The 14,374-nt window shown below is 73.9% G+C and carries 10 protein-coding genes and 6 pseudogenes; 14 read left to right on the forward strand and 2 right to left on the reverse strand.

What is annotated here, in order from left to right:
- Nucleotides 1-367 precede the first annotated feature (367 nt).
- The 14 genes and pseudogenes from ACRAWC_RS22710 to ACRAWC_RS22775 all read left to right on the forward strand — a co-directional run bounded on the left by ACRAWC_RS22710 (nucleotide 368) and on the right by ACRAWC_RS22775 (nucleotide 11,163).
- On the forward strand, nucleotides 368-676 hold the full coding sequence (locus tag ACRAWC_RS22710) for a hypothetical protein (RefSeq protein ID WP_431349720.1): 309 nt from the start codon (nucleotides 368-370) through the stop codon (nucleotides 674-676).
- Nucleotides 677-823: 147 nt separating this feature from the next.
- Nucleotides 824-1,234 (forward strand): annotated as a pseudogene (locus tag ACRAWC_RS22715) (DeoR family transcriptional regulator); the annotation flags it as partial.
- A gap of 308 nt (nucleotides 1,235-1,542) precedes the next feature.
- The gene (locus ACRAWC_RS22720) at nucleotides 1,543-1,917 is read left to right on the forward strand and encodes a hypothetical protein (protein ID WP_431350013.1); all 375 of its coding nucleotides are present in this window, start codon (nucleotides 1,543-1,545) and stop codon (nucleotides 1,915-1,917) included.
- On the forward strand, nucleotides 1,914-2,363 hold the full coding sequence (locus ACRAWC_RS22725; RefSeq protein WP_431349721.1) for a four-carbon acid sugar kinase family protein: 450 nt from the start codon (nucleotides 1,914-1,916) through the stop codon (nucleotides 2,361-2,363). The genes ACRAWC_RS22720 and ACRAWC_RS22725 overlap by 4 nt, the downstream gene beginning before the upstream one ends.
- A pseudogene (locus tag ACRAWC_RS22730) lies at nucleotides 2,324-2,538 on the forward strand (four-carbon acid sugar kinase family protein); the annotation flags it as partial. The gene ACRAWC_RS22725 and the pseudogene ACRAWC_RS22730, both read left to right, overlap by 40 nt.
- Nucleotides 2,539-2,810: 272 nt before the next feature.
- Nucleotides 2,811-3,176, forward strand: a complete 366-nt coding sequence (locus tag ACRAWC_RS22735) for a nucleotide-binding domain containing protein (protein WP_431349722.1) — start codon at nucleotides 2,811-2,813, stop codon at nucleotides 3,174-3,176.
- Nucleotides 3,173-3,529, forward strand: a complete 357-nt coding sequence (locus tag ACRAWC_RS22740) for a class II aldolase/adducin family protein (protein ID WP_431349723.1) — start codon at nucleotides 3,173-3,175, stop codon at nucleotides 3,527-3,529. The genes ACRAWC_RS22735 and ACRAWC_RS22740 overlap by 4 nt, the downstream gene beginning before the upstream one ends.
- 532 nt (nucleotides 3,530-4,061) lie before the next feature.
- Nucleotides 4,062-4,397 (forward strand): hypothetical protein, encoded by a 336-nt coding sequence (locus ACRAWC_RS22745; RefSeq protein ID WP_431349724.1) that lies wholly within the window; start codon nucleotides 4,062-4,064, stop codon nucleotides 4,395-4,397.
- A 670-nt stretch (nucleotides 4,398-5,067) separates the two neighbouring features.
- Nucleotides 5,068-5,445 (forward strand): annotated as a pseudogene (locus tag ACRAWC_RS22750) (hypothetical protein); the annotation flags it as partial.
- A 323-nt stretch (nucleotides 5,446-5,768) separates the two neighbouring features.
- Nucleotides 5,769-5,957 (forward strand): hypothetical protein, encoded by a 189-nt coding sequence (locus ACRAWC_RS22755; protein WP_431350014.1) that lies wholly within the window; start codon nucleotides 5,769-5,771, stop codon nucleotides 5,955-5,957.
- Nucleotides 5,938-7,667 (forward strand): annotated as a pseudogene (locus ACRAWC_RS22760) (ABC transporter ATP-binding protein); the annotation flags it as partial. The gene ACRAWC_RS22755 and the pseudogene ACRAWC_RS22760, both read left to right, overlap by 20 nt.
- Nucleotides 7,639-9,365: pseudogene (locus tag ACRAWC_RS22765) on the forward strand (protein O-GlcNAcase). The pseudogenes ACRAWC_RS22760 and ACRAWC_RS22765, both read left to right, overlap by 29 nt.
- A gap of 309 nt (nucleotides 9,366-9,674) precedes the next feature.
- Nucleotides 9,675-9,944 (forward strand): hypothetical protein, encoded by a 270-nt coding sequence (locus tag ACRAWC_RS22770; RefSeq protein ID WP_431349725.1) that lies wholly within the window; start codon nucleotides 9,675-9,677, stop codon nucleotides 9,942-9,944.
- A 301-nt stretch (nucleotides 9,945-10,245) separates the two neighbouring features.
- A complete protein-coding gene (locus ACRAWC_RS22775; protein WP_431349726.1) occupies nucleotides 10,246-11,163 on the forward strand; it encodes a stealth conserved region 3 domain-containing protein in 918 nt (305 codons plus the stop codon).
- 98 nt (nucleotides 11,164-11,261) lie between these two features.
- Here the strand turns inward: ACRAWC_RS22775 and ACRAWC_RS22780 are convergent.
- Nucleotides 11,262-12,185, reverse strand: a pseudogene (locus ACRAWC_RS22780) (phosphodiesterase).
- Nucleotides 12,186-12,266: 81 nt separating this feature from the next.
- Nucleotides 12,267-12,947 (reverse strand): hypothetical protein, encoded by a 681-nt coding sequence (locus ACRAWC_RS22785; RefSeq protein ID WP_431349727.1) that lies wholly within the window; start codon nucleotides 12,945-12,947, stop codon nucleotides 12,267-12,269.
- Between the last annotated feature and the right edge of the window lie 1,427 nt (nucleotides 12,948-14,374).

Below are 14,374 nucleotides of genomic sequence, written 5' to 3' on the forward strand. Positions count from 1 at the left end.
CGGGAGGAGGAAGGCCTCGAGCGGTCCGTCCGCCAGCCGCCGAGCCTGTTCCAGCGCATCCCGGCGGTCGGCGCCGGGGAGCAGCTCGTCGAACGCCCACTCGACGAGGGCTCCGGCCGTCGGATTGCCCGCGAGCAGGCTCTCGTGCCGCCCGTCGACGCAGCGTGCCAGGCTCATCCCCTGCCGCCGCGCGTCGTCGCGCGACACAGTGGGTGCGACACGCAGCAGGGCCTCGGCGGTTCCGACGGAGTCGGCGGCGTCGCCCGGCGAGCGGACTCCCGCCGCCCAGGCGCCGACCGCGTGGTCGTGACCGGCCGCGACGACCGGCAGCCCGGCGGGGAGTCCGAGGGCGGCGGCGGCATGCGCGGTGAGCGTGTCCGGCGGTCCGGCCCGGCGCGATGACGCGGGGGAAGCGGTCCGGCGTGAGGCCCACGAGGCCGAGCAGGTCGGCGTCGAAGGTCTCGGTGAGGGGCTCGCCGGCACCGGGCAGGCGGTAGGCCATCGTCCGGGCCGCAAGGGTGTGGTCGGTGACCGCCTCGCCGGTGAGCGACGAGAGGACGAGGCCGTCGGCGCCGAGCCAGCGCGCGTCGGCGAGCTGTGCGTCCCGGTCGTCCGCGAGCCGCAGCCAATGTGTCGAGGCGACTTCTGCGGCGCGGGAACGCCGGTCGCGGCATAGAGCGCCTCGGCGCCGGTCGCCGCGACGAGCCGGTCGGCGGTGGCGGCGTCGCCGTCCGCCCAGCGGCAGGTCGCCGCGCGGCTCGCCGTCGGGACCGGTCAGCGACCCGGTCTCGCCCATGGAGGCGACGCCGATGGCGGCGATCGGATGCGGCGGCTCGACCGCGATCTCGCGGATCGCACCGAGCACGACGGCCTGCAGGGCGGCGCCCGTGTCGGGCGTCCGCACGGTCAGCGTCCGCTCTTCGCGCACGGCGTCGCCGAGGCACCGCCGGCACCACCTTGGTGTTGGTGGTGCCGACGTCCACGCCGAGCGCGGCGAGAGGAGCGAGGTCACGTCGTCCATTCTGTTCACTTCCGAACATTCACGTCAAGATTTGCGCGTTTGTTGACAAGTGCTCCGAGAAGCCGGTTGGATGGACGGGTGCGCTGCAAGCACCTGACGCCCGCCCGCACCGCCGCGAAGAGCTGCTCCGCCGGCTCTCCGTCGACGGGCCACGTGTCGTCCTCGCGCGTGGCGGAAGAGCTCGGCGTCTCCGAGATGACCATCCGCCGCGACCTGCGCCAGCTCGAAGAAGAGGGCCTCGCCCGTCGCGTCGTCGGGGGCGCCAGCCTCCCGGACCTCGGGCACGGACGCCCCTTCGATGAGCGCGCGGTGACCCTGGAAGCGGCGAGAAGCACTCCATCGCCGAGGCCTCGCCTCGACCTGCTCGACGGCGCCGTCACGGTCGCCCTCGACGCGGGCACGACGGTCGCACCGCTCGCCGGGATGCTTCACCGCGGCACGCCACGATCATCAGCCACTCCGCGCCGGTCATCCAGGCGGCCATCGAACGCGACGACGTCGAACTCGTCGCCGTCGGCGGCGTGTGCCGCAGAGCGAGACGCGCAGCTTCGCCGGGGCCACCGCCCGCCGCACGATCGCCGACTACTCCGTCGACGTCGCGGTGCTGTCCGCGACCGCGCGTCGACCCCCGCGGCATCCTCTGCGCCAACGCGCTCGACGCCGAGCTCAAGCAGGAGCTGTCGCGCGCCGCCCGCACGACCATCCTCCTGGTCGACCACTCGAGCTCGGCGCGCGCCGCGCCGATCCGCGTGGGCGGCCTCGAGCTGGTGGATGTGATCCTCACCGACGCGGGCGCCGACCCCGACGACCTGCAGGCGCTCCGCGACGCGGGCGCGACGGTCGTCGTGGCCGGGGAGCCCACGCCCGTCGACGAGCCGGGGATCAGCGTCCCGTGATCCGGCTCGGCGCCGTCGCCGACGACGTCACGGGCGCCTGCGACCTCGCGGGCCGTGTCGCCGAGGCGGGAGTCACGGCGAGCGTGCTGCTCGGCACTCCGTCGTCGGCCGACGGGGTCTTTCCTGCCGAGGGTTCGGGTTGCGCGGTCGTCGCGCTGAAGATGCGCACCGCTCCGGTCGCCGACGCCGTGGCGGCCTCCGCCGCTGCGGCCCGGCTCCTGCTCTCCGCGGGTGCGACGCAGCTCTACCAGAAGTACTGCTCGACCTTCGACTCGACGCCCGCCGGCAACATCGGCCCCATCGCGGACGCGCTGGCCTCCGCCGCGGGCGCCCCCGCGACGCTCGGAACGCCCGCCGCCGGGCGCCGGGCCGCACGCAGTACCAGGGGACGCTGTTCGTCGACGGCGTGCCGCTGGCCGAGTCGCCGATGCGGGACCATCCGCTGACGCCGATGCGCGACTCGAACCTGCTGCGCCTGCTCGCGCCGCAACGCCCGCCCCCGTCGGACTCATCCAGTGGGAGGACGTGCAGCGCGGCCCGGATGCCGTCGCAGCGCTCGTCCGCGACGGCCACATGCTCGTGGATGCGCTCACCGAGGCCGACCTCGACGTGATCGCCGAGGCGATCCTGCGCCAGGCGGCCGAGGGGCCGGTGCTCGCCGGGGAGGCGCCGGTGGTCGCGACGGCGCTGGCGCGGGCCGACGTCCGCGCAGCGGGTGCCCGCCCGACGGCCACGCCGCGCTGCCGCACGTCCCCGTCACCGGACGCCTCGTCCTCGCCGGGAGCGCCTCGGCCGCCACGCGTGGCCCGAGATCGCCGCCTTCCGCGGCGAGCGCCACCTCCTCGACCCGCTCGAACTCGCCCACGACCCCGGTGCGCTGAACCGGACGAAGGATGCGCTGGCCGCCCGCCGCGACGCCCTCTCCCCGTGCTGGTGCACGTCTCCCCGAGGTCGCTGCAGCGCAGAGCACCCTCGGGGCTTCTCGCTCCGCCGCTCTGCTCGAAGGCGCGCTCGCGGAACTCGCGGCCTTCGCCGTCCACGAGCTCGGCGTCAGCCACGTGCTCGTCGCGGGCGGCGAGACGTCCGGCGCGGTGACCGCCCGGCTCGGTCTCGAACGCCTGCTCATCGGCGCGCAGGCCGCGCCCGGGGTGCCCTGGGCCGTCTCGCTGAGCGCCGGCCGCACCATCGCCGTGCTGCTGAAATCGGGCAACTTCGGCGGCCCGTCACTCTTCTCCGACGCCTGGGAGGCGGCCCCGTGACCGGCCACCTCAGCGAGGCGGGAGGCGCGCGCGGCCGTCGTGCGCGCCTGCCGTCACCTCTCCGCGGCGAGCCTGTCGCCGGGGAGTTCCGGCAACGTCAGCGTGCGCCTCGGCTCGCGCATCATCGCGACGCCGACCGGGTCTCGCTGCGCGCCGTGACGGAGGACGAGCTGGCCGCGACGCCGGCCGAGCACGACGGGGCGCCGCGGCCCGCCAAGGAGCTGCCGCTGCACGCGGCCATGTACGCCGCGCACCCGGACGCGACGGCCGTTGTCCACCTCCACTCGCCGTACGCGACCGCCATCGCCTGCCTGCCGCCGGGGAGGGCGGCTTCGCGCAGCTTCCGCCGCTGACGCCCTACCGGGTGATGCGGCTGGGCGACGTCCCGCTCGTGCCGTACGCCCCACCGGGCAGCGGAGAGCTGGCGTCCGGCGTCGCCGCGGCCGCACCCGGCCATGCGGCGCTGCTGCTCGCGGAACCACGGACCGGTCGTCGCCGCGGCCACGCTCGACGCGGCCATCGACCTGGCCGAGGAGCTCGAGACGGCGGCGCGGCCGACGCCGCTGCTCCGGCAGGCGCCGGCCCGTCGCGCTCGACGCGGCCGCCGTCGCGGCGCTCACCCCGCCGGGGCACTGAGCCGCCGCCCGGCCCCGCCCCGCCCCGCGCACCGCCCCCGCACCCCTCCTTCCGCACCCGCTCGATCCCCCTCAGGAGCACTCCGTGTCCAGCGTCCGCGCTGCCCGTCCGTCCCCCTCCCGCCCGCCGTCGTCGCGGCCGCCGCCATGGCGCGCATCCCCTCGGCCCGTCCGTCCGAGAAGCACCTGTCGTCGGTGCCGCGGTTCCTGCTGTGGCAGGCCGCCCGCCAGCCCGCGACGCTCTCGGCCGGTGTGCTCTTCGGCGTCGTGTGGATGCTGTGCCGAGGCCGTCTGGCCGTACCTGCTCGGCCGCGCGGTCGACGAGGGCGTCTCCGGCGACGGCGCGCGGCTGTGGCTGTGGTGCGGCGCGTTGCTGCTGGTGGCCGCGATCCAGGCGCTCACCGGCATGCTCCGCCACCGGATGGCCGTGTCGAACTGGCTGCGCTCGTCGCCGGGGGATCGCCCGCCTCATCGGCTACCACTCGGCCGAGACGGGCACGGCGATCACCGCCACCACGTCGTCGGGCGAGATCGTCGCCACGGGTCAGCACCGACTCCCTCCGGCTGGGCGCGATGTTCGACGTGACCGCGCGACTCGGCGGCGGTGTCGTCGCCTTCGTCGCCGTCTCGGTCATCATGCTGAACGCCTCCTTCCGCTCGGACTCGCCGTGGTCATCGGCGTCCCCGCGGTCGCGCTGGTGCTGGCGCTGCTTCTGCGCCCGCTCCGTGCCAAGCAGGCGGCGTGGCGCGAGGAGTCGGGTGGGCTGACGACGCTCGGCGCCGACACCGTCGTGGGACTGCGGGTGCTGCGCGGCATCGGCGGCGAGCACGAGTTCGTGGAGCGGTACGCCGCCCAGCCTGCAGCGCGTCCGGGCCGCCGGCGTGGGCGCTGCGCGAAGATCGCCAGAGCCGGCTGGACGGCCTCCAGGTGCTGCTGCCCGGCGCGGTTTCCTCGTCTTCATCGTCTGGTTCGGGGCGCATCTCGCGGTCGACGGCGCGATCACGCCCGGTCAGCTGACCGCGTTCTACGGGGTACGCGACGTTCTCGTGCTCCCGCTGCGCACCGCGGTGGAGGCGGCACAGACGTTCACCGCGGGCGTGGTCTCCCGCCCGCCGCGTGCTCGCAGTGCTCCGCACCCGGCCGGCGGCGCGGGACAGGGCCGACACGGCCGAGGCGCCCGCGTGGGGATCACGCCCGATCGAGGACCTCGCGTCCGGCGTCGTCATCCAGCCCGGCCGGTTCACCGCCATCGTGGATGCGAATCCCCGACGAGGCCGCGGGCATCGCCACTCCGGCTCGGCCGCTTCGACGACACCGTGCACCGCGAGGCGCCCGTGCTCTGGGGCGGCGTGGACCACACGCGCGTGCCGGTGCGCGAGATCCGCGATCGGATCGTGGTGAACGACGCCAACCCGCATCTGTTCGGCGGCAAGCTGCTCGACGGGTCTGGACACGCTGCCGATCCGCGATCGGGAGTACACCGACACCTCGACCGGCCGGCTGCGCCGCGTCTCCGCCGCCCTCGACACGGCGGCCGCGACCGAGACCGTCGAGGGCGCTGCCCGACGGCGTGCACGAGCGGGTCGCCGAGCGCGGGCGCACCTTCTCCGGCGGCCAGCGCCAGCGGTTGAGCCTCGCGCGCGCCCTGCTCACGGACGCCGAAGTGCTGGTGCTCATCGAACCGACGAGCGCGGTGGATGCGCACACCGAGTCGCAGATCGCCGAGCGGCTGCGGGAGGCGCGCGATGGGCGAACCACCGTCGTCGTCACCGCCAGCCCGCTGCTCCTGGACCGGATGGACACGATCGCCGTCGTCCGAAAGGGACGCGTCGTCGGGACGGGCACCCACCAGTCCCTTCTCCGCCAGGAGGACGACCTCGGCGACCTGTACCGGGCGATCGTCTCGCGCACGATCAGCTCTGCCGAGCCCGCGGACGGCGAGGAGCTCGATGCCGCGTGGACCGGGTCCATCGACGCGCTGTGGACGGCGACGCATCCCGTCGCCGCGCAGCCGCGCCGGCCGGCCGCGCGACGCAGAAGGACCGGCGGGAGAAGAAGGCCGCGAAGAAGAACACGAAGGCCGCGAAGAACGCCACGAAGGCCGCACGCACGAAGGGTACGGACGATGCTGCTTCCGATCGCTAGCACCACGACCGTGCGGGCCACCGGCGCCCGCCTCATCCGTCAGCACCGCGGCGGCCTCTCCGTGGTGCTCGTCCTGCACACGCTGGCCGCCGTGGCCGGCCTCGCCGGCCCGGCGCTCATCGGCCTGATCATCGACGGCATCACCGGCCGCACCCTGGCATCCCCGGGGATCGACGCCATCGCCGGGGTGCTGCTCGTCGCGGATCGTGTGCCAGGCGGTGCTGATCCGGTTCGCCCAGCGGCAGTCGATGGTGCTCGGCGAGGGCGTGTTCGCCCAGCTGCGCGAGGAATTCCTCGCCACCGTCGCACGCCTCCCGCTCTCGACGGTGGAAGCCGCCGGGACCGGCGACCTGCTCGCCCGCACCACCAACGACATCCAGTCGGTCGCGCAGACCGTGCGCTTCGGCGTCCCGCGCATCCTCGTCGCCGCCGTCACCGCCGTGCTGACGGTGGTGGCCGCTTTCCTGGTCAGCCCCGCCGTCGCGGTCGCCATGTTCGCGGGCGTGCCCATCCTCGTGATCGCGGCGCGCTGGTACCTGAAGCGATCCGGCCCCGGCTACCAGCGGCAGCTGGCGTCGTACGCGACGCTCGGCGGCACCATCAGCGAGACCGTGGACGGCGTCCGCACCATCGAGGCGCTCAGCCTCGCCCCGGCGCAGCGAACCAAGATCGACGCGGCTCTGCGTGAGCGCCGAGAGTCGGAGTGGTACACGCTCTGGCTGCGGTCGTGGTTCTTCCCGAGCACCGACATCGCGTTCCTCCTGCCGGTCATCGTCGTGCTCGCCTGGGGCTCGTACCTCGTCGGCGCGGGGGTCGTCGGCATCGGCGCGGTCACGGCGGTCGCCTGTACGCGATGCAGCTGGTGTCGCCGGTGGACGAGCTGATCAGCTGGCTGGACGAGATCCAGGTCGGCACCACCGCCCTCTCGCGCATCATCGGCGTCGCCGACGTGCCCGAGGACCGCCACGCGACCGGCGAGCAGCCGGCCGACGAGCATGTGGTCGCCGAGGACGTGCGCTACGCCTACCGCGAGGGCACCGAGGTGCTGCACGGCGTCAGCCTCGACCTCGCCGTGGGCGAGCGGCTGGCGATCGTCGGGCCCTCCGGGTCGGGCAAGTCGACCCTCGGGCGGCTGATGGCCGGGATCGCCGAGCCGAGCGGCGGACGGATCACCGTCGGCGGCGTCCGGCTGGTCGATCTGCCGCTCGACGACCTCCGCCGCCACGTCGCCCTGGTCACCCAGGAGCACCACGTGTTCGTGGGAACGATCGCCGACAACCTCTCCCTGGCGAAGCCGGGCGCCGGGCGCGACGAGCTCGCCCGCGCCCTGCGGGTGGTGGATGCGCTGCGCTGGGTCGCCGCCATGCCGAAGGGCCTCGACACGATCGTCGGCTCGGGCGGGGTCGTCCTCACCCGGCGCAGGCGCAGCAGCTCGCCCTCGCCCGGCTGGTGCTGCTCGACCCGCACACGCTCATCCTCGACGAGGCCACGTCGCTGCTCGACCCGACTGCCGCGCGTGACCTGGAGCGCGCCATGAACCGCGTGCTGGAAGGACGGACCGTCGTCGCGATCGCCCACCGCCTGCACACCGCCCACGACGCCGACCGGATCGCCGTGGTGCGCGATGGCCATATCGACGAGCTCGGCAGTCACGAGCAACTCGTCGCCGCCGGCGGCGCCTATGCCGAGCTGTGGTCGTCGTGGCACGGGGCGACCGGTGAGCGGGCGCACGGTGAGCGGCCTCGCCTGGCGCGGGGTCGTCGAGGGCTTCTACGGCGAGCCGTGGTCGCACGCCGACCGGATCGCCTGGTTCGACCGCGCGGCCGCCCTCGGACTCGACCGTTACCTGTACGCGCCGAAGGACGATCCGTGGCACCGCGATGAGTGGCGGAGCCCTATCCCGCTGCCCGCCTCGCCGATCTCGCGTCGCTGAACCAGGCCGCCGCCGAGCGCGGCGTGCGCTTCGTGTACTCGATCTCGCCGGGTCTCTCCATGCGGTTCGACGACGACGACAGGGAGCACGACGCCCTCGCGGCGAAGTGCCGGCAGCTGTTCGAGGCGGGCATCCGCTCGTTCGCCCTGTTGTTCGACGACGTGCCGATGGACGACCCGGAGGCGCTCGGCCGGGTTCACGGGGAGGTGGCGGCGCGGTTCCAGACGGCGTTTCTGAGTCCCGCGGGCATCCACGAGCCGGTGCTGCTCTGCCCGACCGACTACGCCGGTCTGGAACGGACGCCGTACCGGGTGGGCCTCGCCGAGACGCTGCCCGCGGACGCGCTCGTCCTGTGGACCGGCCCCGACATCGTGGTCGGCGCCGTGACGGCCGGCGACATCGCGCGGGCCGCCGAGAGCTTCGGCCGCGACCTGGTGCTGTGGGACAACTTCCCCGTCAACGACTTCGACCGCTCGCGCGTGTTCCTCGGCCCGCTCACCGGGCGGGAAGCCGGGCCCGGACTGGTCGGCATCCTGTCGAACCCGATGGTGGAGGCGGCGCCCTCGCGCTTCGCGCTCACGACCGTCGCCGAGTGGGCGCACGACCCGGCAGGATACGACCCCGCGCAGGCGGCGGAGCGCGCCTACCGGGCGGTCGCGGGCGACGACGACGGCCTGCGCACCCTGGTCGAGGCATGCAGCGCGTGGCCGCCGGCCGCGCCGCGCTGGCCCCGCCTGGATGCCCTGGTCGCGGACGAGCGGTGGGAGGAGGCCGAGGCGCTGCTCGCGCGGCTCGCCGCGACCGCCGCATCCACTCGCACCCCCGCCGACCTGGCCGCGCAGCTCGCCCCGTGGATCTCGGCAGCGCAGGCGGCCGGCGCCGCGGGTGCGCTCGCTGCGCGCGTGCTCGGCGGCGATCCGGCGCCGGTGCCCGCCGACGACCTACTGGCCGCCCGGCGAGACCTCGAGGCGGACTTCGCGGACGTCGCCAGAGGCGCGGTCCTCGCCCTCGTCGACCGCGCGCTCGAACGGCTCGGCGTCACGACGGTCCGCAGCCACGGCCAGGGCGCGGTCGTCTCCGTGCTCACCGGCACCAACCCCGCGCCCGGCGACCGGGAGCTGGTGGAGTTCCTGGCCCGGTCCGGGATGCGCGCGCACCTCGGCGACGACCCCGCCGCCGACCTGGTCATCGTGACCCGCACGGCGGCGGAGGACGTGGCCCGGGCCGCCGCTCGCCGTCCCGTGCCGCTGCTGGCCTGGGGGCATCTGGTGCCGCTCGGGCTCGCGTCCGCGTCGTCCGTCCCGCTGTCGCAGGACCGCATCCACATCTCGGCCACGGGCCACCCCGCGGCGGCGGGACTCGACGGCGAGGTCGTCGTGTTCCGCGGCCGGTCGAAGCTGACCCTCGGCGATCCCCCGACGAAGCGGATGTGGTCGCGCGCGACCCGGAGTCGGGGCGGGCCGTCATCGGGATGACGCCCGCCGGCGGCCTGCCTCACCGACGGCACCGTGGCGCCCGCCGCTCGGGCGACGTTCTTCCTCGCGGCGGACGGCTTCGCGCCCTGGCTGGTCACGGCGGACGCGCGGGCGCTGCTGCTCGCGACGGTACGGGAGCTGCTCGGCTGAGGCGGGAGGACGCCGGAGGGATCCCGGGCGGACGGGAGCGGCCTAGAGTTAGGCATGTATGGCTGAGCTTCCCCCGCATCCCTCTCCGACCAGCCCGAGCCCGTCGTCGTCACCAGCGACCCCGGCATCCGCGCGCCCCGGTTCGCCCGCGACGACGTCGTGCAGCGCAAAGGCCTGTACACGCTGGTCACCGGTCCCTTCACGCCGCGGGAGTCGATGATCGAAGACCTGCTCGCCGTGCAGGACGCCCTCGACGCCGCCGAGCTGGAGTACCTGCTCGTGCGCGACGACGACAACCGGCTGATCGTCGCCCTCGACCGCCGCAACCGCAAGCAGGTCGCCGCGGCGCTCGCCGACGCCTTCGCCGACGAGCCCTTCTACGCCCGCAGCATCGACCCCGAGGGGATCCGGACGGCGACGACCTGCTGATCGCCGACGGCCGGCTCTCGCGCCGCAAGGCCGACATCCTGCGCGTGTACCGGCCGCGGCTCGAGCCGATCGGGCGGCTGCGCTACGGCGCCGAGACCGCGTTCCAGCTGGAGTTCTGGCGGTTCGGCGACGACGAGATCACGGCGCCGCGCGAGAACGCCCTGATGCGCCCCCGCCTGCCCCGCGGCGAGGCCGTCGAGGCCGAGGTGGAGTTGTACGGCCGGCGCTGGCGCACGCTGCAGCACATGTTCGACCCCTATCGAGCGACGTCGCCTTCGACATCGACATCGTCTTCTCGTGGGTGGACGGCTCCGACGCCGAGTACCAGCGCCAGCGCGCCGCCCGCCAGGCCGGCTACGTCGTCGGCGAGGGCGACGACAACGAGGCGCGCTACCGGCAGATCGACGAGCTCAAGTACGCGATGCGCAGCATCCACATGTTCGCCCCGTGGATCCGCAACATCTACATCGCGACCGACTCGCCGGTGCCCCCGTGGCTGGATGCGGAGCACCCGCGCATCCACATCATGCGCAGCGAGGACTTCTTCCCCGACACCTCGGGCCTGCCGACGCACAACTCGCACGCCGTCGAGAGCCAGCTGCACCACATCCCGGGGCTGTCGGAGCACTTCCTGTACTCCAACGACGACATGTTCATCGGCCGGCCGCTGTCGCCCGACATGTTCTTCTCGCCGGGCGGCGTGACCAAGTTCGTCGAGGCGGGCACGCGCATCGGCCTCGGCGAGACCGACCCGGCGCGCAGCGGCTTCGAGAACGCGGCCCGCGTCAACCGCCGTCTGCTGTGGGAGCGGTTCGGAACGGTCACCACGCGGCATCTCGAGCACTGCGCGGCGCCGCTGCGGATCAGCGTGCTGCAGGAGATGGAGCGCGAATTCGCGGAGGACTTCCGCCGCACCGCGGCCAGCCCGTTCCGGTCGGCGACCGACATCTCGGTCACGAATTCGCTGTACCACTACTACGCCCTGATGACCGGCCGCGCGGTGACGCAGACGCAGGCGAAGGTGCTGTACATCGAGACGACGCTGCGCCAGGCGCCCGACATGATGCGCCGCCTGCTGAAGAAGCGCGACCAGGACATGTTCTGCCTCAACGACGGCTCGAAGCCCGAGATCGACCCGGCCGAGCGCACGCGCGCCGTGACCGACTTCCTGGAGCGCTACTTCCCGTTCCCGGCGCCCTGGGAGCGCCCCACCTCCTGACGCGATCCCCTACCTTCCTCCTCGACATTCGTCACGAATGGTCGTTTCCGGGTCGCACATAACGACCATTCGTGACGAATCCGCAGGTGGGCCCGGGGTCAGGCGAGGATGCGGATGGGCTCCGTCGGCGACTCGCGCCGGGCCGCGGGCGGGATGCGGATGCCGTCGGCGGCTAGGCGGCGGGCCGACTCCTCCGCGTCCACGTAGTCGAGCGTCGGATACTGCCCGAGCGGCACCACCGAGTGGAGCACCGTGTTCGGGTACACGTGCACGAGGTTGAAAGCGCCGGCGCCGTCCCTGCCGCGCGTGCCTCCCACTGGCACGTTGAGGTCCTGCGTGCTAGCAGCTGGCCGACGCCACCGAGACGGGGATGCCCGCGAACATGGCCGTCGACGAGTAGTGCAGGTGCCCGGCCAAGATGCTGCGCACGTCGCTCCCCTCGAGCACCTCGTGCAGCTGCGACTGGTCCCGCAACTCCACCGACACGGCGAGGTCGAGCACGCTCGGGATGGGCGGGTGATGCATCGCGAGGATGGTCCCCTCCGGTGCCGCGGTCGCAAGCTCCGCGGCCAGCCAGTCGAGCTGCGACTCGCTGACGTCTCCGTAGTGGTGACCCGGGACCGTCGAGTCGAGCACGATCACGCGCAGTCCGCCGATCCAGTACACGTCGTCGACCGGGGAAACGTCGCCCAGTTCGTCGCGGAGCCCCTGCCGGAACGCCGCGCGCTCATCGTGGTTGCCCATCACCCAGATGACGCGGGCACCCATCCGCTCGGCCGCCGGGTCGACCAGCGCCCGGATGCGCGCGTACGCGTCGGGCTGGCCGCGGTCGGCGAGGTCGCCGGTGAACACGATCGCCTCGGGACGTCCGCCCGACGCCTCCACCTCGTCCAGCAGCGCGCGGAGGTGCTGCTCGCTGTCGACGCTCCCGTACAGCCGTTCGCCCCCGCCAGCAGGTGCGTGTCGCTGATGTGGAGAAGGAAGTGGTCCGGCCGCGGGTACTCCGCGATTCGCGTCTTCACGGGGCTATCACACCACCTCGATCTGAACGGGCCGTGAACGCGCGCGGTGTGCCGCCTGGATCGGTCGCGGTATGCATGCGGTCATGATCGCGCCGCGGAGCAGCCCGCGGCACCGGTGGATCCGCCTCCCGGATGCGCGATCCGGTCACAGGTCGACGCTCCTGCCGTTCCACACCTCCAGCCGAACCGGCAGCCCCGGGTCGGCGGCGAGGATCGCTCCTCGCCCGGCAGCAGCGGCCGCGGGTCGCCCGCCGCGGTGAGGACTCCGGGCGCACCGGCGGGGCGCGGGTCGACCAGCCGGACGGTCAGCGCCGCGATGCCCCCGGCGTTCCGGACGCTCACCGCTCCATCGCCTCCCCGGACGACGTCGAGCACGGGCGCCGGCAGGTCGAGCAGCGCGGCGAAGTCCGTTGTCGTCGTCGCGACCATCCGCTCCCGGTCGATCGCGCCCACCGCATCCCGCCACTCCGCCTCCCACAGGAAGACATCCGGCAGCTCGCCGACGGCGACCTCCAGAGAACCGACCGCGACCGGATCGCCGACGGCGCCGGCCGTGAGCGTCCGCTCGGCGAACACCCGGCCGTCGAGCCCGATCGCCCTCAGGGCGACCGTCGAGCCGGCAGCGACGGCATCCTCGGCCCACAGCCACGCCTCGGCCGAGGCCGTCGACTCCCCGGCCCAGACCGCCCGCGCGACGCGCGGTGTCGCCCGGCGCCGCCCGAACGCGCGCGCCACCGCGAAGAACGCCGGCTTCCGGGTCACCGCGGAAGTCGACGGCCGCGGTGCACCACGCGTTCGGGAAGCTCTCGTTCAGCTGCCACGGCAGCACCATGCTGGATCGGGGCGCACGCCGCCGGTCCGCCTCCACCGCGTACTGCAGCCCCGTGGCCTGAAGCAGCTGGGATGCGCGGTTCAGCGTCTCCAGCGCGTCCGGGCGACCGCCGAACAGCTCGATGACCTGGTCCCCGTTGTTCCACCACTCGCCGAGGTGCCGGTAGACCGGGTTGGTGCGGTCGGCGGGCCAGCGGTCGCCCTCGGGGACGAGAGCCTCCAGCGACCGCAGGTTCGTCATCCCCTCGACCCCGAACTCGGTGTGCGCGAGGCTCGTGCCGGCGTTCGCGAGCGTGTACTGGCCGACGAGCCCCTGGTGCTCCCACGGGCCGTGCATCGTCGCGCTGACCATCGGGGTTCGCGTGGATGCGGTCCAGCCGGTTGTGGAACTCCGGACCCGTGGGCGACGTCGGCAGCCAGCCGCGGTCGGGGTCGAGGCGCGCGACCGCTCTCGGAACAGCGCGGCGAGCACCGGCGACCGGTCGTCGGACAGCGGCACCCCGCCCTCGTCGAGCTCGTTGCCGCCGCCCCACAGCATGAGCGACGGATGGTGCACCCGCGTCGGGATGAGCGCGCTCCGCCTCCGCCCGCATGAGCTCCACGAACGCGGGATCCGTGCTCGGCGCACTCTGCATCCCAGAACTCGACTGTGAGAACTCCTGCCACACCAGCAGGCCGAGCCGGTCGCAGGTCGCGTAGAAGTGCTCCGTCCTCGATCAGTCCGCCGCCCCAGGACGCGGATGAGACGCGCGCCGGACTCCGCCGCCAGCCCGAGCAGGTGCTCGACCCGCGCGTCGTCGATGGAGCCGAAGAGGGTGTCGGCCGGCGTCCAGTTCCAGCCGAGGAGGGGGACGCGGACACCGTTGACGACCGCCGTGTACGGGAGGGCGCCCCCGGGGGCACCCGGATTCGGCACGAGATCGGCCGTGCGGAAGCCCACGGTCCGCGTGACGGCATCCATCTCCCCCGGCCTCGTCGGCGAGCGTCACGATGACGTCGTACAGCGGCTGCCCGCCCACCGTGTTGGGCCACCAGAGCTCCAGGTCGGGGATGCGGACCTCCGCCGAGCCGTCGCCCGCGTCCGCGGTCAGGGCGGCCAGCGTCCGCCCGTCGCGGCGCACCGCGACGGACCGTCGCGGCGCTCGTACCCGCGCCCCGCGGCGCCTCCCACGCGACCGACACCGCCCCCACTCGCGACATCTGCTCACCACTCGGCGCCGATTCGGACCACGACTCACCACTCGCCCCGGATGCAACCGGCTCCCTTCCGCCGAGTTGCGACATCTGCTCACCACTCGACCCGTACTCGAGCCACGACTCACCACTCGACGGCAGCCCCGCCCGCGCGGCCGACCCCA

Source organism: Leifsonia sp. L25 (assembly GCF_050632895.1).

Coding starts and splice junctions, on each gene's coding strand:
- ACRAWC_RS22735 (WP_431349722.1), top strand. CDS start 2,811: ATGCGCTGGCCGCCCGCCGCGACGCCCTCTCCCCGTGCTGGTGCACGT.